This window comes from Arthrobacter sp. AOP36-A1-22 (assembly GCF_052377615.1).
Classification (GTDB): Bacteria; Actinomycetota; Actinomycetes; order Actinomycetales; family Micrococcaceae; genus Arthrobacter_H.
Genome location: NZ_JBQSWX010000005.1, coordinates 14932 through 38730, shown reverse-complemented (window position 1 = coordinate 38730; position 23799 = coordinate 14932). Strand labels below are relative to the sequence as shown.

Genomic DNA, 23799 nt, shown 5'->3' with positions numbered 1-23799 from the left:
CCCCACCGGTCGTTCGCTGCGTCCTTACTCCTTGGAGTATTGGGCGACGAGTTCGCGTTTGAGGATCTTGCCGCTGGGTCCGACCGGGAACTCGGAGACGATCTGCACTATCCGCGGGTACTTATAGGCTGCCACCCCGTCCTTGGCGTAGGCGCGGATGTCGTCGGCGGTGAGCTTGCTACCCGGGACCAACGAGACCGCTGCCGCGACCTCCTGGCCGTGGGTTGCATCCTCCACGCCGAAGACGGCAACGCTGTCGATGTCTGGATGTTCCATCAGGAACTCCTCCACCTCGCGTGGATACACGTTGTAGCCGTTGCGCAGGATCATTTCCTTCTTGCGGTCCATGATCCGCAGGATGCCGTCGTCGTCCTTGGTCCCCAGGTCTCCGGTACGGAACCAGCCGTCGACGACCGCTTCTGCGGTGGCCTCGGGGCGGTTGAGGTAGCCGGAAAAGAGGTTGTGTCCGCGGACCACGAACTCGCCCAGCTCTCCGCGGGGCAGGAATTCGATGGATTCGGCCACCTCGGGACGGGCGACCTCGATGTCCACACCCCAGATGGCCTTGCCGACACTGCCGGGAACCGGCACGTCGCCCACGTGGTTGAAGGCGGCCACCGGTGAGGTCTCGGTCAGCCCCCAGCCCTCATGGACCGGTGCGCCGAAGGCCTCCTCGAAGTTGTGCAGCGCTGCCACCGACAACGCGGAGCCGCCGGACACTGCGTAACGCAGTTTGGTCGGCTTCTCCGGGCGGTCCCGATGAGCCTGGAGCAGTCCCATGTACATGGTGGGCACCCCGCAGAAGATATCCACGTCGTTGTCCAGCAGCAGATCCAAGGCGGCGGCCGGGGTGAACTTGGGCAGCAGCATGATCTCCGCTCCGGCGCGGAGCCCGGCATTGAGCACCACGGTCTGTCCGAAGGTGTGGAACAGCGGCAATCCGCCGAAGACGCGGTCCCCCTCGCGGTAGTCGAAGGTGCTGGTCAGCAGCACATTGACCTGCTCTAGGAGGGCGAAGTGGCAGCCCAATGCCCCCTTGGGTTTGCCGGTGGTGCCCGAGGTGTAGAGGATCGTCGCGTTGTCGTCGGGGCGCATCGGCAGGTAGGTGTCGATGGGTGTTGCCTGACCCGCGAGGTCTTCGAGGCGGTCCGGCCCCTCGCCTTCCGGGGCGAGAACGGTCACCACATCGACGTCGGATGCCGCGGCGGCCTTCGCACCTTCACCGAGCAGCGGGGCCGCACAGACCAGCAGGGAGGCCTCGGCGTCGTTGAGGATGTATTCGATTTCGTGGCGCTTCAAGAGGGCGTGCACGGGCACGACGGTCGCGCCCAGGGCCAGCACCGCATAGTAGGTGCGGGCGAAGTCGATGACGTTGGGGATCAATACGGCCACCCGGGAGCCGGGGCCGATGCCACGATCACGCAGCGCACCGGCGTAGGCGCGGGTCTGGTCCCATAGCTGCGCATAGCTCACGGTTTCCCCCGCCAACGTCATGGCCGGGCGGTCGCCGAAGCGTTGGGCGGATTCCGCGACGATGGCGGCAACTGACAGGGTGGCGAACATTGCCGCTCCTCGACTCGTGGGATATGTCACATCAGTGTGTAATGAAACCGAGGCCCACGTCAAGAAACTCCGTTCCACGCCGCCCCCGGAACCATCCGGTGGACGACGATCGCTCGAGGCGCCCATGGTGGGTGGCGGGGCGGAATGCCGGACGAAGGGTGGCCTGCACCACCGGCGCCCCCTGGCAGACCGATGGCCGCAGACTACTGCGACGAGTCTGCGGCCATCGGGCATCACCTTCAACCAAGCAGAATTAGCCTAGCCTTACTTGATTAGGCTGTAAAGATTATGCGTAATCAATGATCCGGTGGTGATCATGGCTTCTTCGACTTGCCGATGGCCCACACCCGGGGCAAGGCGGTGCCGTTCACGGTCAGGTCCCCGATCAGGCGGGCCTTGAAGACCGCCGGGTTGTGGTTCCCCGCGGTGCGGGCATTGCGCCAATGCCGGTCCAGGTTCTTCACCGTGGAGGTGGCCGAGGCGGCCAGCGCGTCGAAGGCGTGCGAAAGGGCGTCCACCGAAAGCGGGGTCAGCGCCACCTGGCCCTGTGCGGAGGCCAGTTCGGCGCCGTCGTTCAGATCTTCCTCGCGATCGGCGTCGATCCGTCCGGCCCTGAGGTCCGCTGCGGCATCGTGGGCTTCCTGCAGGGAGGCGGCCACCCGTTCGACGATGGACTCCCCCGCGAACCCTGCGGCGGAGACCTCCCCGACGATCTGCAGGATCTGCGGGTCTTCGCGCCAGACCGGTGCAGCGGCATGGCTGAAGGTGCGGGTACGGCGATGGACCTCGGCGGCGAACTCCCGTTCGGCGGCACGGATGCTGCCGGCCTGCACGGCCAGCAACACCGTCTGGTAGAACGCCGTCTGGTATTTGAAGCGGGTTTCAAAATCGATCAGGCTCTCCTGGCGCACGACGGCGTCGACGAAGATCGAGGTTCCCGAGCCGGTGGTCTGCTGGCCGAAACCATCCCAGTCATCGTGGTGGCGCACCCCAGCCTGGTGGGCATCGACTGCGGCGATGACCCGACGGCCGGTGTCGGTGCGTTCGGAGTAGACATCGATCCAGTCGGCGAAGATGCTGCCGGTCGAGTAGTACTTGGTCCCGTTGACCCGGAAGAGGCCGGGGCCCAGCTCGGGGGCCGGGTCCACGGTGGTCTGGACCTGCCCGACTTCGACGGCTCCGACCTCGGTCCAGGCGTTGCCGACCAGTTCACCGCGCACGAAACGGCGCAACCATCGATCACGGGCTTCACCGGGCTCGGCCAGGATCCGGTCCTCGACGAAGGCGAAGTGGGCGCGCAGGGCCTGGGGGATGTTCGAGTCGGCGGCCGCCAGTTCGGTCAACAGGGCGAAGAGTTGCGGCAGGCTGGCTCCGAAGCCGCCGTCCTCCACGGCCACCCGCAGGGCCCCGAACCCGGCCGCGGCCAGTTCCCGGATCTGCGCCACCGGGAGCTGGTGGTCCTTTTCACGGGCAGAGGATTCCGCGGCGATCCCAGCGAAGAGCGGTCGGAAACGGGCGGCCAGCTGTTGGTACTGCGGCAGGGTCGTTTCGAGTCGGGCTACGGGGTGGATGACCGCCGCGGGGCGCCCCGGTTCGGCGAAGGTGGGCTGTCCTGCCGCTGCGGCGGTGGGTTTAACGGTCTGCTGGCTCATGGGCCCTCCTGCGGATCGGGCGCCAGGCGGCGCCGGGGGGAACGATTCGGAAGCCCGCGATCGGGGCCTCCCGACCGAAGCTATCCGTCCGTCCCTCGGTCCCCGACAGGCTTGACGGTCGGTGACCTCCCGTGACGAAACATGGCGCCCCTCCCCGGTCACCGGCCCGCCACCACGCCCCTCGGGTGTCACCTTCGGTCTTCCGCCGTCACGGGAGGTCACCCGGGGACCGGTGTTCCCGGCGGTCGGGAGCGGCCTCGGCCAGGCCCCGGGGGCCTCCTAGTTTCCCGTGCGCGGAACGAACATGATGACCGCGACGCCCACCAGGCAGATCGCCGCCCCCACGAGGTCCCACCGATCGGGACGGAACCCGTCGAAGGCCATCCCCCAGAGCAGGGAACCGGCGACGAACACTCCGCCATAAGCAGCCAGGATCCGCCCGAAGTTCGCCTCGGGCTGCAAGGTCGCCACGAACCCGTAGACACCGAGGGCCATGACCCCGAGGCCGGCGAGCCACCAGGCCCGGTCCTCGCGTACGGCCTGCCAGATCAGCCAGGCGCCACCGATTTCGGCGACGGCTGCCAGGGCGAAGAGGACGATGGATTTCGTGATGGTCATGCCTCCAGTCTGACCGACGCCCCCCTTCCCCGGAGTTGGGTGGGCGCCCACCTGTCCTTCGCCGGCCCGGCGGGGCAGACTGGTTCCACGATCCAACGCGGGTCTGGTGCACGCTCTGGTCCCGCCGGAAAGGGGCGCACGATGAAGATCCTGATCACCGGGGCCGGGGGACAACTCGGGGCCCCGACGTTTGCCGCGGTGGAGGCCGCCGGCCACGAGGCCGTGGGGACCTCCAGTTCCGGGCGGGTCGGCCTGCTCCCGGCCGACCTGTTCACCGGAGCAGGTCTCAACGAGGCCCTGCGCGGGGTGGAGACGGTTGTGCATTGCGCCCATACCGGGGGTGCCCGGGATCTGAGGCTCGCCCGGAACCTGGTGGCTGCCGTCCAGCGGGCCGGCATCGGACATCTGGTGCTCATCTCGATCGTCGGCATCGAGGACATCCCGCTGTCCTACTACAACCAGCGGCTCGCGATCGAAAGGGTCGTGCAGGCCTCCGGGGTGCCGTTCACCGTGCAACGGGCCACCCAGTTCCACTCATTGATCGACGGGCTCTTCACCGCCCAACGCCACCTACCGGTCGTGTTGGCCCCGGCCGCACGGTTCCAGACCATCGCCGTGCCCGAGGTGGCCGGCCGGCTGGCGCATTGGGCTGCCGGCGTCCCCCAAGGCAGGGTGGCTGACATCGGCGGCCCCGAACGACTGGGCATCGGTGAGCTGTACCGGCAATGGCGCACGGCCCGCGGGGGCAGACGCCCCTCGCTCCAGGTGCGCCTGCCCTTCCTCCAGATCTTCAAGGGGCTCGACGCCGGGGCGAACCTGGTCCCCGGAGAACCCTACGGGGACCAGACCTTCGCGCAGTACCTGCAGGAGCGGCCCGGTCCCCGCTGAGGTGCGGGACCGGCACCCCCTACCCCCATCTCTCCAGGGGTGCCGGCATCTTCGTGATGGTTGGCTCAGAAGGCCCAGTCGGAGTCGGTGGTGTCCTCCCCCTTGCCGATGACATAGGAGGAACCTGAGCCGGAGAAGAAGTCATGGTTCTCATCGGCCCCCGGGGACAGGGCGGCCAGGATCTCCGGGTTGACCTCGGTTTCCTCGGCCGGGAACCGTGCGGGATAGCCCAGGTTCATGAGCGCCTTATTGGCGTTGTACCGCACGAAGACGGCCACGTCCTCCATCAGCCCCAGCGGCTCGTAGAGCGCCCCGGAGTAGTCCAGTTCCAACTCGTAGAGTTCCTCGAGCAGCTCGTACGTGAACACGCGGATCTCTTCTTGTTCCTCCCGACTGCGGGTTTCCAGCCCGCGCTGGAACTTATAGCCGGAGTAGTACCCGTGCACCGCCTTGTCCCGCAGGATCAGGCGGATCATGTCCGCGGTGTTCGTCAGCGTCGCGTGCACCGAGAAGTGCAGGGGCAGATAGAAGCCCGCATACAGCAGCAGCGAGGACAGCAACGTGGAGGCGACCTTGCGTTTGAGCGGATCATCCCCGTAGTAGTGGTGCAGGACCTTCTTGCACCGTTCCTGCAGCTGGTCGTTGCCCACGGCCCAGGCGTAGGCCTCATCGATTTCCCGGGTGCTGGTCAGCGTCGAGAAGACCGAGGAATACGAGCGGGCGTGCACGGCCTGCATGAAGGCGATGTTGGTGTAGACGGCCTCTTCGTGTTCGGTCCGCGCATCCTGGATCTGGCTGATCTCCCCGACGGTCGCCTGGACGGTGTCCAGCATGGTCAACCCGGTGAAGACCCGCATGGTCAGGGTTCGTTCCTCCTGGGACATCCGCTGCCAGGCCGGGATGTCGTTGGAGAGAGGGACCTTCTCGGGCAGCCAGAAGTTGGCCGTCAAACGGTTCCAGACCTCCAGGTCCTTCTCATCGGTGACGCGGTTCCAGTTGATCGGCCGCAACCGGGCGGCGGGGTCGATCCGGTAGGAGGGAGGGGTGACTGAGTCGCGCAGCAGGTGCTCGGCGACCGGGGCCTCTGGGGACAAGCTCATGGGTATGGGGTCTTCCTTCGTCGGGGGTGGAGGGTCAGAGTTCGCAGGAAACGCAGTTCTCGACTTCGGTGCCGGTCAGGGCCATCTGCCGCAACCGGATGTAGTAGAGCGTCTTGATGCCCTGGCGCCAGGCATGGATCTGCGCCTTGTTGATGTCGCGGGTGGTGGCGGTGTCGCGGAAGAACAACGTGCAGGACAGTCCCTGGTCCACGTGTTGCGTGGCCGCTGCGTAGGTGTCGATGATCTTCTCGTAGCCGATCTCGTAGGAGTCCTTGAAGAACTCCAGGTTCTCGTTGTCCATATGCGGCGCCGGGAAGTACACGCGTCCGAGCTTGCCTTCCTTGCGGATCTCGATCTTCGAGGCGATGGGGTGGATCGACGCGGTGGCGTTGTTGATGTAGCTGATCGATCCGGTCGGGGGCACCGCCTGCAGGTAGGCGTTGTAGATCCCGTGCTTCTGCACGGATTCGCTTAGTTCCTGCCAGTCCTGCCGGGTCGGGATGTCCACGCCGGCTTCACGGAAGACCTCACGCACCCGCGCCGTGGCCGGCTCCCAGACCCTTTCGGTGTATTTCTCGAAGTAGGAGCCGTCGGCATAGGAACTGTTCTCGAAGTCCCCGAAGGCCTGTCCGCGGTGGATCGAGATCCGGTTCGAGGCGCGCAGTGCGTGGTAGGTGACCGTGTAGAAGTACATGTTCGTGAAATCCACGCCCTCCTCGCTGCCGTAGTGGATGCGCTGGGACGCCAGGTAGCCGTGCAGGTTCATCTGCCCCAGGCCGATCGCATGGGAGAGCTCGTTGCCGTGGGCGATGGAGGGGACCGCGTCGATGTCCGAAAGCTCGGAGACACTGGTCAGCCCGCGTACCGCGGTGTCGACCGTGCTCGCCAGGTCACCGGAGGCCATGGCCGCGGCGATGTTCAGCGATCCGAGGTTGCAGGAGATGTCCCGGCCGACCTGCTGGTATCCGATGGCGTTGTCGTAGTCCGACGCGGTGTTCACCTGCAGGATCTCCGAGCACAGGTTCGACATGTTGATCCACCCCTTCAGCGGGTTGGCGGCATTGACCGTGTCTTCGAACATCACGTACGGGTAGCCCGATTCGAATTGCAGTTCGGCGATGGTCCTGAAGAAGGCCCGGGCGCTGAGGGTCTTCTTGCCGATCCGCGGGTTCGCGACCATCTCGTCATAGTGCTCGGTCACCGACAGATCCGAAAGGGCCGTGCCGTACTCCCGCTGGACGTCATAGGGCGAGAACAGGTGCATGTCCTCCCCCCGCTTGGCCAGCTCGAAGGTCACATCGGGGATCACCACACCCAGCGAGAGGGTCTTGATCCGGATCTTTTCATCGGCGTTCTCCCGTTTGGTGTCCAGGAACGCCAGGATGTCGGGGTGATGGACGTGCAGGTAGGCGGCGCCGGCGCCTTGGCGGGCCCCGAGCTGGTTGGCGTAGGAGAAGGAGTCCTCCAGGATCTTCATGACCGGGACGACGCCGGAGGCCTGGTTCTCGATCTTCTTGATCGGTGCGCCCTGCTCGCGCAGGTTCGTCAGCAGCAGTGCGACGCCGCCGCCGCGCTTGGAGAGCTGCAAGGCGGAGTTGACGCTGCGGCCGATGGATTCGAGATTGTCCTCGATGCGCAGCAGGAAGCAGGACACGAGTTCACCGCGCTGGGTCTTTCCGGCATTCAGGAACGTCGGGGTGGCCGGCTGGAACCGTCCACTGAGCATCTCCTGAACCAGCCTGCCGGCCAGCTCCTCGTCCCCGCGGCCCAGGAACAATGCGGTGGACACCACGCGGTCCTCGAAGGTTTCCAGGTAATGGTCCCCGTCGAAGGTCTTCAGGCTGTAGCCGGCATGGAACTTGAAGGCGCCCAGGAAGGTCGAAAAGCGGTACCCATGGGCGTAGGCACTGCGATACAGCTCCTTCACGAACGCCCAGGGGTAGGCGCGGATCGGCGCTTCCTCGTAGTACTCATTGGCGATGAGGTAGTCGATCTTCGCTTCCAGGTCGTCGAAGCGGATCATCCGCGGTTCGACGTGGCCCGCGAGATAGGCCTCGACCGCTTCATGGTCCTTGCCCAGTTGGATCGAACCATCGGCGGCGAAGAGGTTCAATTGCGCGTTCAGCGCGTGGTAGTCCTTGCGGGCCCCGATGCCGTCGGTGGTGGGCTCCATGATGTCGGTGGTCATGCGTACTCCTCGAGTGGTGTGGTGGCGTGGTGGTCGTGCCAGAAGGTGGAGAGGCCCTCGCGGACCCGGTGTACATCGCGTTCGGTGCCCAGCAGTTCGAACCGATACAGTTCGGGCACCTGGCATTTATCGGAAATGACCGTCCCGGCCAGGCAGTAGTCCTCGCCGAAGTTCGTGTTCCCGGCGGTGATCACCCCGCGCAGTAGGCCACGGTTGACCGGATCGTTGAGGAAGCCGATCACTTGTTTGGGCACTGCCGTGGAACGGTGGCCTCCCCCGTAGGTGGGCACCACCAGGACGAACGGGCGGGAGACCTGCAGCTCTCCCTCGATCCGGGGGCGCAAGGGAATCCGCACCGCGGGCAGGTCCAGCCGTTCAATGAAGCGTCGGGTGTTTCCTGAGACGCTGGAAAAATACACCACCTCCGGCGAGGTGTCCGTGTCGAGCGGGGTGGACGCCGTGCGCCCGGCCCCGTCCAAACGCCCCGATTCAGTCGTCTTCATGCGCAAGGCTCCTTGACTCCCGCCCTGACGGCGGATCTAGATGTTGTGGTCAGTTGACCCCTCATGGCCTACATCTAGTAATAGCACCTCATTGAAACACTTGTCTACGTGGCTTCGTAGTATCTAGTTCGAAGTATCGAACTCTATAATCGTCCCTGAAATACTCCCGCGGGAAATGCCGGCCCCTCGAGGCTCAAGAGCATGAAAACAGGGATTTGCCTGCGGAAGTGCGCTTGACGTGGGTGCCCGGACAGTGGTCCGGGGCGATAGGACAGCACAGCGAGGGGGTGCACGTGGCACCCCCTCGCCGGGAGGAGTATCTGCTGTTGTCCTTTTCCGATCAGTCGGGACGACGTTTGGGAATGGTGTCGACCTTCTCCCAGCCGCGCCGGACGTCCCGCGATCCCGCATGGGCATCACGGCTGCGGTAGAGGACGTAGGGGCGGAAGATGTACCCCACTGGCGCCGTGAAGACGTGCACCAGGCGGGTGAAGGGCCACAGCGCGAAGAGGAAGATGGCGATCAGGGCGTGGAACTGGAACGTGAACGGGGCATCGACCATCAAATCGGGCTGCGGGTTGAAATAGAAGATGCTGCGGAACCAGATGGAAACGCCTTCGCGGTAGTTATAGGCTCCAGCCACGCCCGAAACGGTATTGGCCAGTCCTGCCACGATGACCAGCCCGAGGGTGAAGTACATCGTCTTGTCCATCTTGGTGGTGGCGCCCAGTACGGCCTTGGTGAAGCGTCGCCGATACAGCAGCCCGATGAATCCGACGATCGTGAAGACCCCCGCGATGGCTCCGACCGAGATCGCCATGAAGTGGTACATCCCTTCGGAGATCCCGACGGCATCGGTCCAGGCCTGGGGGATCCCCAGACCCATGACGTGGCCGAGGAAGACCGCCAGGATCCCGAAGTGGAACATCGGGTTCGCCCAGCGCAGGATGCTGCTCTCGTACATCTGGCTCGACCGTGAGGTCCACCCGAACTTGTCATAGCGATACCGCCAGATGTGCCCGAGGATGAAGATGGTCAGACAGATATAGGGAAAGATCAGCCACAAAAAGACATTCAACGGGTCGTCCATTACATGCCTCCCGGCATCGGCGCCAGATCCGGCGTTCCATAGGTGTCCAAGCCGACTTCCTCTTCTTCGGGGCCTTCGGCGATCAGCCGTTGCACGGCCTCATGGTCCTTGCCCTTCAGTGCTGGCAAGGTGGCGCAGACGGAATCGATGGCCCCGAACCAGGGGGATTCGACTTCGCGCAGATGGATCCGCAGCAGCTCCAGACCCGCACGGTTGTCCAAGATGATCTTCAGCCCCGCCTTGACGTCGGTCAGGGCCCCGAACTCCAGGACCACGCACAGATGATCCGGGAGCTGGTCCTCGGTCAAGGTCAGTCCGGCCTTCACATAGACCTGCTTGATGCGCAGGAGCGCCAGACCCCGTTTCCGGGTCTCCCCGTTGGAGAAGTACGTCAGGAACAGGCATCCCCGACGCCGGGTGTCGAAGGTGTCGACATATTCGCTCTGGATCTCGCGCAACGTCCCCTGCTGCAGGTGCTGGATGGTCTTCTGCAATCCCGCCCCGACCTTCGTGGGCAGGCCGGCGGCCACTTCACTGAGTAGTTCCAGCCGGGAGAACAGTTCCTCATCGGGGTAGTCCAGCAGGATGGACGCGGATTGCCAGATCCCGGTGAGCTGTTCGGTGGAGTATTTGAGCGCGGGGGCCTTGGGGGGTGTCATGAGGAGGATCCTCCCTGCGGCGAAGCCGCCGAGTCCGACGACGATTCGGGGAACAACCCCTCGGGGGTGCCTTGGCCGTCCCAGTTCAACAGGTTGATGCGCACTCCTTCGGGACGTCCCGGCACATCGGGGGATCCCAGGCCCGGGTCCTTGCCCATATCCGGATCCTGGGCGAAGGAGCCGTCCATCCCGCCCATGCCGCCCATACCCGGACCGCCGTCGACGTCGAGCGAGCACTCGGTGGCGATGTTCTCCAGTTTGTGGGCGTCTTCGTAGTGGGCGGAGGGGATGACATAGCGTTCTTCATATTTGGCGATGGCCAACAGACGGTACATGTCCTGGACCTCCTGGCCGGTCATCCCCACCGATTCGGCAATGGACTCCTGGGGTTCCCACCCCATATTGATATCGCGCATGTAGGAGCGCATGGCCGCCAGCTTATGCAGCACCAGATCCACCGGCTTGGTGTCCCCGGCCGTGAAGAGCCCGGCCAGGTACTCGATGGGAATCCGGAGCTTGTCGATGGCCGCGAACAGGTTGTCCTGCTTTTCGGCGTCCTCGCCGGTGTCGCTGACCGCATCCACCACCGGGGAGAGCGGCGGAATGTACCAGACCATCGGCATGGTGCGGTATTCGGGGTGCAGCGGCAGGGCCACCTTGTATTTGTTGATCAGCGCGTAGATCGGCGACCGCTGGGCCGCTTCCACCCAGTCCTCGGGGATGCCGGCCTTGAGCGCCTCACGCATGACCTCGGGATCGTTCGGATCCAGGAACACCTCGCGCTGGGCTTCATACAGGCCGTGCTCGTCCGGGGTGGATGCGGCCTCGAGGACCCGGTCGGCGTCATAGAGCATCAGGCCGAGGTAGCGCAGACGACCCACGCAGGTCTCCGAGCAGATCGTGGGTTGGCCGATCTCGATGCGCGGATAGCAGAACGTGCACTTCTCGACCTTGCCGGTCTTGTGGTTGAAGTACATCTTCTTATACGGGCAACCGCCCACGCACTGCCGCCAGCCGCGGCAGCGGTCCTGGTCCACCAGCACGATGCCGTCCTCTTCGCGCTTGTAGATGGCGCCGGTGGGGCAGGAGGAAACACAGGAGGGGTTCAGGCAGTGTTCGCAGATGCGGGGCAGGTAGAACATGAACGTCTGCTCATATTCGAATTTGATCTTGTCCCCGACCTTCTGCAGGATCGGGTCGTGGTGGGTGTTCTCCACGGACCCGGCCAGGTCGTCGTCCCAGTTGGACGACCAGGTGACGGTGGTGTCCTGCCCGGTGAGTAACGATTTGGGCCGGGCTACCGGCATATGGTCCTGGGCGGGAGCCGTGGTCAGGTTCTCGTAGTCGTAGGTCCACGGCTCGTAGTAGTCCTTGATGCCTGGCAGATTGGGTGCGGCGAAGATGGTCATCAGGTTCTTCAGCCGGCCACCGGCCTTGAGCTTGAGCCGACCACGCTTGGTCAGCGTCCAGCCGCCCTTCCACTTCTCCTGGTCCTCATAGGTACGCGGATAGCCCAGACCGGGCCGGGTCTCCACGTTGTTGAACCAGATGTGTTCGGCACCGGAACGGTTCGTCCAGACCTGCTTGCACGTGACCGAACACGTGTGGCAACCAATGCACTTGTCCAGGTTCATCACCATTGCCATTTGAGCCATGACACGCATTAGTACGTCACCTCCTGGTTGCGGCGGCGAATGACCGTGACTTCGTCGCGTTGGTTTCCCGTCGGCCCCATGTAGTTGAAGGCGTAGGTCTGCTGGGCGTAACCGCCGATCATGTGCGTGGGCTTGATCATCAGGCGGGTGAGCGAGTTGTGGTTGCCACCGCGCTGGCCGCTGGTCTCGGAGAGCGGCATATCGATCAGCCGGTCCTGCGAGTGATACATGAACACGGTGCCCTCGGGCATCCGGTGCGAGACGATGGCTCGTGCCGTGGTCGTGCCGTTGCGGTTGACCGCCTCGATCCACTCGTTGTCCTTGACCCCGATCTTCTCGGCGTCCAGCGGACTCATCCAGATTCCCGGACCACCCCTGAACAGTGAGAGCATGAACAGGTTGTCCTGGTATTCGGAGTGGATGGACCACTTATTATGCGGGGTCAGGTACCTGACGGACACGCCCTTGGAGGAGGTGGAACCGATGGCCGGTTCATCGAATAGCGCCGTCATGTCCAGCGGTGGCCGGAAGATCGGCAATCCCTCACCCAGTTCGGTCATCCAGTCGTGGTCCAGATAAAAGTGCATCCGGCCGGTCAGGGTATGCCACGGTTTGAGTCGTTCAACGTTGATGGTGAACGGGGAGTACCGCCGGCCGCCGGTTTCAGAACCTGACCATTCGGGTGAGGTGATCACCGGCGCCGGACCGTTTTGTGTATCGGCGAACGTCACCCGGTGGCCTTCGTTCTCCGAGGACAAGTCGTGCAGCAAGGTGCCGGTGCGTTTCTCCAGCGTTTTGAAACCCTGGGTCGCCAAATGTCCGTTGGTGGTGCCGGAGAGGGTCAGGATCATCTCGCAGGCCTGGTAGTCCTTGAGGATGTCGGGGCGCCCATGGCCCGCACCTCCCCTCACGGTTCCGTTCTTGATCTTTAGTTCTTCGATTTCCCGGCTCACGTCAAAGGTGATGCCCTTGGTCGTGGCCCCGAGCGTGTCCATCAGGGGTCCGATCGAGCGCATCATGTCGCCGATCTTCGTGTAGTCGCGTTCGACTTCGATGATCTTGGGCATGGTGACCCCGGGCTCGGGCTCACATTCGCCGTATTTCCAGTCCCTGACCTTCCCATGTGGGGAAACCATCGCATCGGGGGTGTCATGGGTCAGCGGCGCCGCGACGACGTCGGTCTGCTTGCCCAGGTGCGGTTCCGCCAGACGGCTGAACACCCGGGAGATTTCCTGCCAGGCGTCCCAGTCCGTACGGGATTGCCACGGCGGGGCGATGGCCGGGTTGAAGGAGTTCACGAACGGGTGCATGTCAGTGGTGGACAGGTCGTACTTCTCATACCAGGTGGCCGCCGGGAGCACGATATCCGAGTGCAGCGTGGAGCTGGTCATTCGGAAGTCCAGCGTGGTGAGCAGGTCGAGTTTCCCCGTCGGAGCCTTCTCCCGCCATTTCACGTCCTTGGGGCGGAAGCGTTCTGCGGTTTCCTCGGCACTGATGGTGTGCGAGGCCCCCAGCAGGTGGTTCAGGAAGTATTCGTTGCCCTTGGCCGAGGAGCCGATCAGGTTCGAGCGCCACAACGAGAGCACCCGGGGGTAGTTATCCGGAGCATCGGGGTCCTCGGCGGCGAAGTTCAACCGTCCCGCCTTGATCTCGTCAACCACGTAGTCCTTGGCCGACTGGCCCTTCTGCCTGGCCTGGGCCCCGATGATCAAGGGGTTCCGGTCGAAGGTGGGGTAGGAAGGCATCCACCCCAGCCGGGCCGATTGGGCGATGATGTCCGCCGTCGTCTTTCCGGCGAGCTGCCCCTTGCCGGTTTGGGCGGTCAGGGCATCGGCACCGAACTGGTCATAGCGAAACTGGTCGGTGTGGAGGTACCAGTAGGCCGTCTGCACCATGTTGCGGGGAGGACGCAGCCAGTCCAGTCCGTTTGCGAGTTGGTTGTATCCGGTGAGTGGACGGACCTTTTCCTGTCCGACATAGTGCGCCCAGCCGCCGCCGTTCACGCCCTGGCAACCGGTGACGGTCGTCAAGGTCAGGAAGGTGCGGTAGATGGTGTCGGAGTGGAACCAGTGGTTGGTGCCGGCTCCCATCAGGATCATCGAGCGGCCCTTGGAATCCTCGGCGTTCTGCGCGAATTCCCGACCGATCCGTTCGCAGGCCTCGGCCGTGACGCCGGTGATATTGGCCTGCCAGGCGGGGGTGTTCGGCGATTCGGCGTCGTCGTAGCCCGTGGGCCACTCCCCCGGTAGCCCGGGGCGCCCCACGCCGTATTGGGCGAGCATCAGGTCGAAGACCGTGGTGACCAGCCGTCCGGCCACCCGGCGTGCCGGGACGCCGCGGCGGATGACACCGATATTGCCCTGGCCGGCGTCGAAACGTGGCATGTCGATGGAGACGTTTTCGTCGGCACCATCGATCAGGGTCAGCTTGGGGTCGATATCCCCGAGGTCGAGGTTCCATTTGCCCTCACCGGTTTCGCCGTAGCGGTGGCCGAGGGTGCCCGGGGGCACCACGAGGCGGTCGGTGGCCGCATCAACCAGGACCGTCTTGAATTCGGGGTTTTCAGCTTCCGCCTCAATCTCTCCGTCCAGGTCGGCGGCGGTCAGGAACTTGCCGGCAGTGAACATCCGTTCTCCGTCGGCGTCCTGCGCTTCGTCGAGGGTGACCAGGAACGGCAGGTCGGTGTACTTCTTCACGTACTGGGTGAAATAGGGGGTCTGCCGGTCCACGTGGAATTCCTTGAGGATGACATGTCCCATGGCCATCGCTAGGGCGCCGTCGGTTCCCGGTTCGGCGGGCATCCATTCATCGGCGAATTTGGTGCTGTCGGCGAAGTCGGGGGAAACGACGACCACTTTTTGTCCCCGGTAGCGGGCTTCGATCATCCAGTGGGCATCGGGGGTCCGCGTCACCGGGACGTTGGTGCCCCAGATGACCAGGTAGCCGGCATCCCACCAGTCCCCGGATTCGGGTACGTCGGTCTGGTCGCCGAAAACCTGGGGGGAAGCGACCGGCATATCGGCGTACCAGTCGTAGAAGCTGAGCATGGACCCGCCGATAAGGTTCACGAACCGGGCACCTGAAGAGTGCGAGACCATCGACATGGCCGGGATGGGCGAGAACCCTGCCACTCGGTCGGGACCGTATTTGCGGATGGTGTGCACATGGGCCGCCGCGACGATCTCGACCGCTTCGTCCCATGACGCGCGCACCAGCCCGCCCTTGCCCCGGGCGCTCTTATACTTCACGGCCCGCTCCGGGTCCTCGGTCAGATCGGCCCACGCCAGGACCGGGTCCTTCAGCCGGGCTTTGGCCTCTCGGTACATTTCCAGCAGGACGCCGCGGATGTATGGGTAGCGGGTTCGGGTTGGCGAATAGGTGTACCAGGAAAAAGAAGCGCCGCGCGGGCAACCGCGCGGCTCGTATTCCGGCTTATCGGGGCCGGTGGTGGGGTAATCGGTGGCCTGGGTTTCCCAGGTGATGATGCCGTCTTTGACGTAGACATTCCAGGAGCACGACCCCGTGCAGTTCACCCCGTGGGTCGATCTGACCACCTTGTCGTGGCTCCAACGATCCCGGTAGAAGGAATCCCCGGAACGGCCCCCGACCTTGAGTAGCGTGCGTCCATCGGGCGAGACGACTTCCTTCGGTTTGAAAAACCTCCGAGTCCTGATCAGCGCATCTTGTAGTCCGCTATTCATGGTCGTGCTCATGTCGGCCCTCCCGCATTCGCCGTTATACGGCCCGCCATGAGGCCGTATGCCTCCTCGGACAGGGGGTTTCCGAATCCTGTGGAATCAAAGACCCCGCGTCGATGAAACTCACAGTAGCAGGGAAAAAATGAGACCACCATCACATAGTTGCAATCAACAAAACTGCAGGTGACATGGGAAATTCTTCACGCTCTAAGGTTCCGGCCCGCGGAGGGAACGACGAAGGCCGCCCCCGCGGGAGCGGCCTTCGAAGAGCTGATCCGCGCGGACTCGGCTCAAGGGGAACCGGAACCATCACGCTCGCGGGTCGCCGGTCAACCACCGTGGGCTAGGCGAAAGGCAGCACCAGTTCTGCGTAGCGTTCCTTCACGGTGGAGAGGACCGTATCGCCGTCGGTATCCCAGATTTCCTGGTTGAAAATTTCCACCTCGATATCCCCGGTGTACCCGGCATCACGGACCCAGGAGCCGATGGTCGCGAAGTCGATGACACCGTCTCCCATCATGCCGCGGGAAAGCAAAGCGTCGGCTGCGATAGGCAGGTTGAAATCGCAGATTTGGTAGGAAGCGATCCGCTGTTCGCGGCCGGCCCGCCCGATCTGCGCCTTCAGATCAGGGTCCCACCAGACGTGGAAGGTGTCTACGGCCACGCCGACGGCGCCCGGATCGTACGGTGCCGCCAGGTCCAGGGATTGCCCTAGCGTGGAGATCAGGGCCCGGTCTGCCGCATACATCGGATGCAGCGGTTCAAGGACCAGCCGCACCCCGTGTTCGACGGCGTAGGGCACCAGGTCCTTCAGGCGGTCGGCCACGCGTTGGCGGGCCGCGACGACATCCTTCTCCCCCGGGGCCAAGCCGCCGACCACCAGGAACAACTCGGTGGTGCCCAGCGCCACGGCCTCTTCGATCGCCGCACGGTTGTCGGCCAGCGCCACTGCCTGGCCCTCGGCATCGGCTGCCGTCAGGAAGCCTCCCCGGCACAGCGATGAGACCCGCAGTCCGGCATCACGGATCAGCTGCGCCGATTCCGCCAGGCCGTGGTCTGCGACGATGTCCCGCCAGGGGCCGATGGCCGGGATCCCGGCGCGGACGCAGCCGTCCACGACCTCGGGCAGGGTCCATTTCTTGGTGGTGGCGCTGTTCAGGGCCAACCGCGAGAAATCGCTCATGCTCCCACCCCATTGGTCTGAAGGAAGGTGGACATCCGGGCTGCGGAGCGCTCAGGATCTAGGAGCAGCCCGGCAGCATCGGCCAGTTCGAAGGTGGTCGCCAGGTGCATGAGCGACCGGCCCGAATGTAGTCCGCCCACCATCTGGAAACCGGGCTGCTGCGCGTTGATCCACGAGAGGAACGCAATGCCCGTCTTGTAGTAGAAGGTGGGGGCGCTAAAGATGTGCTTTCCCAGTTCCCGGGTCGAATCAAGGGTGGCTCGTGCCGCCACCGAATCACCGGCGTCGTAGCTTTGCAGCGCTGCGGAGGCCGCCGGGTAGATGGCGGCGAAGATGCCCAGCAGCGCATCGGAGTGGTGACTGCCGTCCCCGTCGATGAGTTCGGGATAGTTGAAGTCATCCCCGGTATAGAGCCTGACCCCTGCAGGCAGTGAGGCCCGTAGTGCGACCTCGTGCCCGGCGTCGAGCAGGGAGACCTTGACCCCGTCGATCTTCTCGGCATGACCGCTGACCAGCGAGGAGAACGTATCGGTCGCCGTGGCGACGTCATCGGAGCCCCAGTAGCCGGCCAAGGCCGGATCGAACATGGTGCCCAGCCAGTGCAGGATCACCGGTTGCTTGGCCTCACGCAGCAACGTCGAATAGACGTGCAGATAGTCCTCGGCGTCGGTGGCCACGGCGGCCAGCGCGCGGGAGGCCATCAGGATGGTCTTCGCGCCGGCCTCCTCCACCAGAGCCATCTGCTCGCGGTAGGCATCGAGCACGACGTTCAGCCCGGCAGGGCCCGAGGGGACGGTGGCCAGATCCAGCTGGTCGGTTCCCGCGCCGCAGGCGAGCAGATCGCGCACCGATTTGCCGGCGGTGGCGGGGGCCTTCGAGGAGACCACAGCGGCCGCTTCGGCGGCACTGCGGCGGATCAGTTCTCCGGTGGCCGCCCAGTCCAGACCCATGCCGCGCTGGGCGGTGTCCATCGCATCGGCGACACCCAGGCCGTAGGACCAGAGTTCGTGGCGGTAGGCGAGGGTGGTATCCCAGTCCAGTGCCGCCGGGGCTCCGGGCACGTTCTCCGCGTGCACGTCGGGGATGACGTGGGCCGCTGCGTAGGCGTGCCGGGAGGTGATCGGGGCGGTGGGCCTGGACCAGGTCCGTGCCTCGGATAGCTGGTGCGTGCGGGTTCCGCCGTCGTTCCGGGGAAGAATCAGCGAGGCCATCAGAGCGTGATTTCCGGGATGTCGATGGTACGGCGTTCGTCGTTGGAGCGCAGGCCCAATTCGGCCAGCTGGACGCCGCGGGCCGCGGAGAGCAAACCGAAGCGGTGTTCGCGTCCGGCGACGACGTCGGCCAGGAACTCTTCCCACTGCAGCTTGAAGCCGTTGTCCAGCTCGGCGTTGGCCGGGACTTCCTGCCATTGGTCGCGGAAGGATTCGGTCACCGGCAGGTCGGGGTTCCAGACCGGCTTGGGGGTGTGGGCGCGCTGCTGGGCGACGCACTTATTCAGGCCGGCCACTGCCGAGCCGAGCGTTCCATCGATCTGGAATTCGACGAGTTCGTCGCGGTAGACCCGCACGGCCCAGGAGGAATTGATCTGCCCCACGACCTCGTCGCCGGCGGGGGTCTCGAGTTCGAAGATGCCGTAGGAGGCGTCATCGGCGGTCGCGACGTATTCCTGGTCCTGCTCGTCCCAACGGGCCGGGATGTGGGTGGCGGTCTTGGCGTTGACGCTTTTGACCTTCCCGATGATCCCCTCGAGGACGTAGTTCCAGTGGCAGAACATATCGGTGGTCATGCCGCCGCCGTCTTCGGCGCGGTAGTTCCAGGACGGACGCTGCGCTGACTGCACATCGCCTTCGAAGACCCAGTAGCCGAATTCGCCGCGGATGGACAGGATGCGGCCGAAGAATCCCTCATCGACGAGGCGGCGCAGCTTCACCAGCCCGGGCAGGTAGAGCTTGTCATGCACGACGCCGGCGGTCACCCCGGACTCGGTGCCGATGCGGGCGAGCTCGATGGCTTCGTCGAGGGTTTCGGCGGTGGGCTTCTCGGTGAAGATGTGTTTGCCGGCCTGCATGGCCTTCTTCAGCGTCGCGGCGCGCAGGCTGGTCATCGAGGCGTCGAAGACGACGTCGACGGTCGGGTCGTTGATGACCGCATCCAGATCGGTGCTCCATTCGGCGACCCCATGCAGTTCTGCAAGTTCGCGGACCTTGGCTTCGTTGCGCCCGATGAGGATCGGCTCGACCTGGACGCGGCTGCCATCGGCCAGGGTGAAGCCTCCGGCGTCGCGGATCGGCAGGATGGATCGCAGCAGGTGCTGGCGGTAGCCCATCCGGCCGGTAATGCCGTTCATGGCGATACGGATGGTGCGTGGTGTCGAGCCCATGGGACCTCTTTGCTGGGGGTGGATGGTATGAAGACTGATTGGGAAAGCGCATTCCCGTTGTGTCCATCATGCCCATCCAAACAATGCTTGGCAAGCGCTTTCCCAAACTTTTCTGTCATGCGATACTGGAACTCTTGTCCACCATGTGAGCCGTGACGGCCGGCGAAGGGGTAGCGATGTCCGCAACGACACTGGCCGAGGTGGCCCGCAAGGCAGGAGTCTCCCCCGCCACCGCGTCCCGGGTACTCAATGGTTCGGCGCGGATCCCCGGACCGGAGATTGCCGCAAACGTCCGGCGGGCGGCCCTCGAACTGGGGTACGTGCCCAATGCGCAAGCTCAGGGGCTGGCGAAATCCAGCTCGGGGGTCATCGGCCTCATCGTCCACGACATCGCCGACCCGTACTTCGCGGCCATCGCCCACGGCGTCCAGGAAGCTGCGCGGGAACGCAATAAACTCGTCATGCTCGCCACCACCGGCGGCACCCCTGCAGAGGAGGCCACCGCAGTCTCCGCCTTCGCCGCCCACCGGGCTGATGCCATCATCCTGGCGGGCTCGCGGACCACCGCTGCTGCGGACCGTGAAGCCAACAGCACCTTGGCCAACGAGCTGGACCTCTACTGCCGTAATGATGGCCAGGTCGCCGTCATCGGTCGCCCCGTGGAGGGGACCGGTTCCCCCGAACACCACCATGTCATCGCCGTTCCCAACGAAGACCTGGCCTGTCAGCTGGCGGGCGCATTGGCCGCCACCCATCGCGGCCCCTTCCTGATCGTGGCGGGCCCCGAGGGCTTGGCCACCTCGGACGATAGGGTCCGTGGATTCCACCATGGTCTACACGCCGCGGGTGTTCCGGCGGCCGAGGTCTTGCATACCGGATTGGACCGGGCTGGCGGCCATGCCACCGGCGCCGAGCTGGCACCACGGGTCGCCGCGGCTCACCGGGAAGGGGCCCCTGTCTGCCTTTTTGCGGTCAGTGACGTGATGGCCATCGGGCTGGTCGCCGGGCTGCGTGAGGGCGGGGTCCAGGTTCCGCGCGACGCCGCCGTCGCGGGATTCGACGATATCGAGACGCTGCGGGATTTCCATCCCGGATTGACCACCGTGCGGCTGCCGTTGCTGCACATCGGACGGATCGCCGTCGAAAGCACCGTGGCCCTCCCTGGAGGTGCTGCCGGAGCCGAACCCACCGTCACCGGCGAACTCATGCTCCGACGCAGCACCACCGCGGCGGGGCAGGGCTAACGCGGTATTAGTGCCGCGCCAGGCTGAACTGCACCGGCAGCCCGTCCCGGGTGCGGACCGCGATCTCGGTGCGCCCCTGCCGGCCATGATCATGGCCGTGGCGTCCTCCATGATGGTCGTGGCCGCCGTGGCCCTTGCGGGAAGTGACCTTCACGCCGTCGACCTTTTCGGCTAGCTTCCAGGAGCCCTTGACCTTCACGGTCAGGGTGTGGGCCTGGCTCGCGTTTTCCCTCCAGGACACCACGTAGGGAAGGACACCGCCGACGAAACGGCCCTTGGCATCGTATTGGTCCGGGTCTTTGCCCGAATACAGGCGGAGATCCGGATCCGTCACCGACATGACCAGACGGTTCTTTTCACGCCGGGTCATCAACAACGAAGGAGTATCCACCCCTTCGATATCGCCCTCGAACCCGTGCCCCGCCTCGAAGACCGCGTAGCCGGTGATACCGGTCTCCCGATCGCGGACTGCATGCCGGTCGGAGCGCGCCTCCAACACCTCATAGGGGGCTCGCCGGCCGCCCATGGCTTTCGCGAAGGCCGCCGTTTGTTGTGGAGTCCGCCCGATCAGCATCGCGTATTCATAGGATCCGCTCCTCGGTTTGGTCCCATGGCTCAGCCACGCCGTGGCGAAGTCCCCACTGGTGGGTTCTCCGGAGCTCTGGTCCTTCGACTTCTGCGTGGAACGCTCGATCCCCAGGTGCTGCTTGGCCGGGATGTAGTAGCCATTGCCCTTCCCGTCGGCCAGCCATTGTGCATGCTTGGATTTCTTGCGCGATTTGCGCTCGAGCGGGAAGTCGGCGACGGGCCGGGTGGAGTCGATGTAGGTGGGCTCCGACGTCGCCGCCAGGTGGCTCTGGAACAGGGTCGTCCCCGTTTCGTTTCGGCGGTCATTGTTTTCGATCCCCGTACCCACTGCGATGACCCGCTCGTCGAAAAGGAACACTGATTTGCGGGCCCGGTGGCTGGGATCCCAGGAAGGGATCTCGTGCAGGTCCATGGCAAAGAGACCGTGCCGGCCATCGATGTTGGTGGCCCCGCCGAAGCGCGAATCCGAGAGTGGCATGATTTCCACTCCGAGCCCGAGATCGATGAACAGGTCATCAACGGGCTTATGGATCGCCGTCGTGCCCGGGAAACGCCCCCAATCCCAGCCTTCCTGGGAGAACCCGCTATCCAGCAGGGTGATCGGATCGCCCGTGGACTGAACGTTGATCTGCCCGTAGGTGCCGTAGCGGCCATAGATATTGGCGTTTTCGTAGGTCTCCGAGCTCCACAGGTAGCGGTTGTGTCCGCGAACGGTCACCGACCAGTCCTCGCGGCGGTGCACTCCGAGGGCGCCGTAGTTGTAGGTCCAGTGGCCCGTCGGGGAATCTTCCACGGTGACCCCGGTAGCAGCCAATTTGGCGGCCAGCCGTTGGTGGATCGAAGACTGCTTTTCCGGCAGCAGGCGCAGGAAGGCAGCCCCCAGTTCGGGGTCCAGGGCCTTCTTCCCGTCGGGCGTGCCAGCCTGGAACAGCCACTGGAAGGGATCGAGCTTGAGTGTTTGGCCCGCCTTTGGATGGCGGTTACACACGGTCAGCGACCATTCGAATTTATTGGCAAAGGTGCGCATCCCCAGCACCGCCTTTTTCAACAGGGAGTGCGCCGCCTCGGACAGACGGAACGACGTGCCACCCAGGACCATGACCATTGGCGCCAGTCCGGAGAGGCCATCAGCGCTGTAGGCGGGGTAGAACCCGACATGGTGGAATCCCGAGCCATCGGCTTTAATTCCGCCCTGCAAACCGTCACTTGGCTGCAGGGTGACATCGAGGAAGTCGCGGACGGCTGAAAGCCAAGCCGCCTGTTCGCCAGGAGTCTCCCGCAGCATGGCCGCTGCCACAAGGCCCCGGACGTTCGTGTTGTAGATGTCCATGATGCCATCGCGTCGCAGCGGGCGTTCGAGAACGCGCCCCAGGCCGACGAACCAGTCGACATCGGCCCGGGCTTCCTCCAGCAATCCTTCATCCTGGAGGACGTCCTTCATGATAAAGACGGAGTCGTAGTACCCACGGATGTTGTATCCGAGATGGTGGACACTGCCCTGGCTACTGCCCTTGGCCCAACCCACGCGGCGAAGATGCAAGACGGCGCGGACGTACAGCTCGGCCACCAGCGGCCTGCGCGTGGCATCGGCACGTTCCCAGGCCCGGGCGATCTTCTGCATCAGATCCGTGAGCGTGCGCAGTTTGGCGCTTCCAGCCAGCGCAGCCAGTTCGGGGGCGATCTGAGGCGGGAAGATGGCCTGCTGGTTCAAGAGGACCGGTGTCGCCGGCCCACTGGTGGACCGCTCGGGGATGCCGAGCTTGGCCAGTTGCGCCGTCAGATCGGCCACCTGCGAGCCCGTGGTCGCGCCGCCACCGGTGAGGTAGGCCTCAAGGTACCTGGACTTCACCGTCGACACATCGGCCAGCAACGTCGCATCTGTGACCGGTGCCGGCGCCTGGGCATCCTGTAGTTCCTGGAACTTCAGCAGGGCGAGCCAATGCGCATTTTGCGCCGTATCGGCTTCCGGGTTGACGAAAGGGGCCTGCTCGCTCCGCATCGGGTGGTCGGTGCGCATGGACATGTTCAGGACCAGCTGGTCCAGGAAGAGCGTCCCGGAACCCGACGACGGGGCGACGAACCGGAGGGTATCCATGTCGCGGCGCGGTGTGCCTTCCAGGTCCTGGGCCAGGCGGATCCAGACGGTTCGCCAGCCGGTGAAGTCCAGATGGAGGTCGCACCAGGCGTCCTTGCTTCCCTGCCGGCCGAATTCCAGGCGCAGGGTGCCCTGGCGGGCCGTGGAATTGTAGATCCACAGGCCGAAGGTGCTGCGCGATCCGAGCTTCGTCTCGTCGTCCTCCGGGATTCTGGAGTCCTCGGCGTCCAGTGCCGCATCGATCTGCAGGACGGAGCCGGCGGAGTAGTCCCAGCGGAGGGAGTGCTTGCCGATGATGGCCTGCTCGTCACTGATCGCGGGCTCCGCCCCCGAGACCGCAGTGACCTGCTCGGGCACCTTCGTTTCGAAGAGGAAGGTCGGCGGCTGCAGGGCCAGGGCCTTCGCTTCGACGTCACCGGGAGCCGCGGGGGCCATCGGGACCCGGGCACCGGCGGCTTGGGCAGGTGCGGCGCTGAGCGCGAACGCAGCCCCCGCGCTGGCGACGCTGCCGACCTTGATGAGGGTGCGTCGGTTGAATTCGAGGTTGGTCCAGTTCATTGTTTTCCAATCTTCTCCGGTACGCGAACGGGCAACCGGAAGGGCTTTCCATGAGCTCAATCTGGTAGACACCTCCGGCATTTCACCGGGTGCCTCCAGCTGGGACACGGTCAGTCAAGGTGACGCACACCATAGGA

The 23799-nt window shown here is 64.7% G+C and carries 16 protein-coding genes; 2 read left to right on the top strand and 14 right to left on the bottom strand.

All coding sequences use genetic code 11. The features are described 5' to 3' along the window. Positions 1–24: 24 nt before the first annotated feature. From ACT3S2_RS04535 to ACT3S2_RS04525, 3 genes are all read right to left on the bottom strand, one after another. Complete coding sequence (locus tag ACT3S2_RS04535; RefSeq protein ID WP_443384215.1) at positions 25–1563, bottom strand: AMP-binding protein; 1539 nt, start codon at positions 1561–1563, stop codon at positions 25–27. 314 nt (positions 1564–1877) lie between these two features. Beyond that, positions 1878–3215 (bottom strand): acyl-CoA dehydrogenase family protein, encoded by a 1338-nt coding sequence (locus ACT3S2_RS04530; protein WP_444554210.1) that lies wholly within the window; start codon positions 3213–3215, stop codon positions 1878–1880. Positions 3216–3494: 279 nt separating this feature from the next. Next, the gene (locus ACT3S2_RS04525; protein ID WP_443384213.1) at positions 3495–3833 is read right to left on the bottom strand and encodes a YnfA family protein; all 339 of its coding nucleotides are present in this window, start codon (positions 3831–3833) and stop codon (positions 3495–3497) included. A 141-nt stretch (positions 3834–3974) separates the two neighbouring features. On the opposite strand from ACT3S2_RS04525, the gene ACT3S2_RS04520 reads away from it, so the two are divergent. Beyond that, positions 3975–4721, top strand: coding sequence for an SDR family oxidoreductase (locus tag ACT3S2_RS04520; protein ID WP_444554211.1), 747 nt, complete (start codon positions 3975–3977; stop codon positions 4719–4721). A 65-nt stretch (positions 4722–4786) separates the two neighbouring features. Here ACT3S2_RS04520 and nrdF read toward each other — a convergent pair whose 3' ends face one another. From nrdF to ACT3S2_RS04470, 10 genes are all read right to left on the bottom strand, one after another. After that, on the bottom strand, positions 4787–5821 hold the full coding sequence (gene nrdF, locus ACT3S2_RS04515) for a class 1b ribonucleoside-diphosphate reductase subunit beta (RefSeq protein WP_443384211.1): 1035 nt from the start codon (positions 5819–5821) through the stop codon (positions 4787–4789). Between the two features lie 34 nt (positions 5822–5855). Then, positions 5856–8009: a class 1b ribonucleoside-diphosphate reductase subunit alpha gene (gene nrdE / locus ACT3S2_RS04510; RefSeq protein WP_443384210.1), complete on the bottom strand. Its 2154-nt coding sequence runs from the start codon at positions 8007–8009 to the stop codon at positions 5856–5858. After that, positions 8006–8512 (bottom strand): class Ib ribonucleoside-diphosphate reductase assembly flavoprotein NrdI, encoded by a 507-nt coding sequence (gene nrdI / locus ACT3S2_RS04505; protein WP_444554212.1) that lies wholly within the window; start codon positions 8510–8512, stop codon positions 8006–8008. Before nrdI ends, nrdE begins: the two co-directional genes overlap by 4 nt. Positions 8513–8852: 340 nt before the next feature. After that, positions 8853–9602 (bottom strand): respiratory nitrate reductase subunit gamma, encoded by a 750-nt coding sequence (gene narI / locus ACT3S2_RS04500; RefSeq protein ID WP_443384208.1) that lies wholly within the window; start codon positions 9600–9602, stop codon positions 8853–8855. Then, complete coding sequence (gene narJ / locus ACT3S2_RS04495; protein ID WP_443384207.1) at positions 9602–10261, bottom strand: nitrate reductase molybdenum cofactor assembly chaperone; 660 nt, start codon at positions 10259–10261, stop codon at positions 9602–9604. Before narJ ends, narI begins: the two co-directional genes overlap by 1 nt. Beyond that, on the bottom strand, positions 10258–11925 hold the full coding sequence (gene narH / locus ACT3S2_RS04490) for a nitrate reductase subunit beta (protein WP_443384206.1): 1668 nt from the start codon (positions 11923–11925) through the stop codon (positions 10258–10260). The genes narJ and narH overlap by 4 nt, the downstream gene beginning before the upstream one ends. Then, on the bottom strand, positions 11925–15629 hold the full coding sequence (locus ACT3S2_RS04485) for a nitrate reductase subunit alpha (protein WP_444555177.1): 3705 nt from the start codon (positions 15627–15629) through the stop codon (positions 11925–11927). The genes narH and ACT3S2_RS04485 overlap by 1 nt, the downstream gene beginning before the upstream one ends. A 328-nt stretch (positions 15630–15957) precedes the next feature. After that, positions 15958–16797, bottom strand: a complete 840-nt coding sequence (locus ACT3S2_RS04480; protein ID WP_444555176.1) for a sugar phosphate isomerase/epimerase family protein — start codon at positions 16795–16797, stop codon at positions 15958–15960. Next, positions 16794–18008 carry a dihydrodipicolinate synthase family protein gene (locus ACT3S2_RS04475; RefSeq protein ID WP_444555175.1) on the bottom strand — a complete coding sequence of 405 codons (1215 nt, stop codon included), beginning with the start codon at positions 18006–18008 and terminating at the stop codon, positions 16794–16796. Before ACT3S2_RS04475 ends, ACT3S2_RS04480 begins: the two co-directional genes overlap by 4 nt. After that, positions 18008–19177 carry a Gfo/Idh/MocA family protein gene (locus ACT3S2_RS04470; RefSeq protein ID WP_444555174.1) on the bottom strand — a complete coding sequence of 390 codons (1170 nt, stop codon included), beginning with the start codon at positions 19175–19177 and terminating at the stop codon, positions 18008–18010. The genes ACT3S2_RS04475 and ACT3S2_RS04470 overlap by 1 nt, the downstream gene beginning before the upstream one ends. 176 nt (positions 19178–19353) lie before the next feature. On the opposite strand from ACT3S2_RS04470, the gene ACT3S2_RS04465 reads away from it, so the two are divergent. After that, positions 19354–20421 (top strand): LacI family DNA-binding transcriptional regulator, encoded by a 1068-nt coding sequence (locus ACT3S2_RS04465; RefSeq protein WP_444555173.1) that lies wholly within the window; start codon positions 19354–19356, stop codon positions 20419–20421. Between the two features lie 7 nt (positions 20422–20428). Here the strand turns inward: ACT3S2_RS04465 and ACT3S2_RS04460 are convergent, their stop codons facing one another. Next, positions 20429–23662 carry a chondroitinase family polysaccharide lyase gene (locus ACT3S2_RS04460; RefSeq protein ID WP_444555172.1) on the bottom strand — a complete coding sequence of 1078 codons (3234 nt, stop codon included), beginning with the start codon at positions 23660–23662 and terminating at the stop codon, positions 20429–20431. Between the last annotated feature and the right edge of the window lie 137 nt (positions 23663–23799).

Coding starts and splice junctions, on each gene's coding strand:
- ACT3S2_RS04535 (WP_443384215.1), bottom strand. CDS start 1,563: ATGTTCGCCACCCTGTCAGTTGCCGCCATCGTCGCGGAATCCGCCCAA.
- ACT3S2_RS04530 (WP_444554210.1), bottom strand. CDS start 3,215: ATGAGCCAGCAGACCGTTAAACCCACCGCCGCAGCGGCAGGACAGCCC.
- ACT3S2_RS04525 (WP_443384213.1), bottom strand. CDS start 3,833: ATGACCATCACGAAATCCATCGTCCTCTTCGCCCTGGCAGCCGTCGCC.
- ACT3S2_RS04520 (WP_444554211.1), top strand. CDS start 3,975: ATGAAGATCCTGATCACCGGGGCCGGGGGACAACTCGGGGCCCCGACG.
- nrdF (WP_443384211.1), bottom strand. CDS start 5,821: ATGAGCTTGTCCCCAGAGGCCCCGGTCGCCGAGCACCTGCTGCGCGAC.
- nrdE (WP_443384210.1), bottom strand. CDS start 8,009: ATGACCACCGACATCATGGAGCCCACCACCGACGGCATCGGGGCCCGC.
- nrdI (WP_444554212.1), bottom strand. CDS start 8,512: ATGAAGACGACTGAATCGGGGCGTTTGGACGGGGCCGGGCGCACGGCG.
- narI (WP_443384208.1), bottom strand. CDS start 9,602: ATGGACGACCCGTTGAATGTCTTTTTGTGGCTGATCTTTCCCTATATC.
- narJ (WP_443384207.1), bottom strand. CDS start 10,261: ATGACACCCCCCAAGGCCCCCGCGCTCAAATACTCCACCGAACAGCTC.
- narH (WP_443384206.1), bottom strand. CDS start 11,925: ATGCGTGTCATGGCTCAAATGGCAATGGTGATGAACCTGGACAAGTGC.
- ACT3S2_RS04485 (WP_444555177.1), bottom strand. CDS start 15,629: ATGAGCACGACCATGAATAGCGGACTACAAGATGCGCTGATCAGGACT.
- ACT3S2_RS04480 (WP_444555176.1), bottom strand. CDS start 16,797: ATGAGCGATTTCTCGCGGTTGGCCCTGAACAGCGCCACCACCAAGAAA.
- ACT3S2_RS04475 (WP_444555175.1), bottom strand. CDS start 18,008: ATGGCCTCGCTGATTCTTCCCCGGAACGACGGCGGAACCCGCACGCAC.
- ACT3S2_RS04470 (WP_444555174.1), bottom strand. CDS start 19,177: ATGGGCTCGACACCACGCACCATCCGTATCGCCATGAACGGCATTACC.
- ACT3S2_RS04465 (WP_444555173.1), top strand. CDS start 19,354: ATGTCCGCAACGACACTGGCCGAGGTGGCCCGCAAGGCAGGAGTCTCC.
- ACT3S2_RS04460 (WP_444555172.1), bottom strand. CDS start 23,662: ATGAACTGGACCAACCTCGAATTCAACCGACGCACCCTCATCAAGGTC.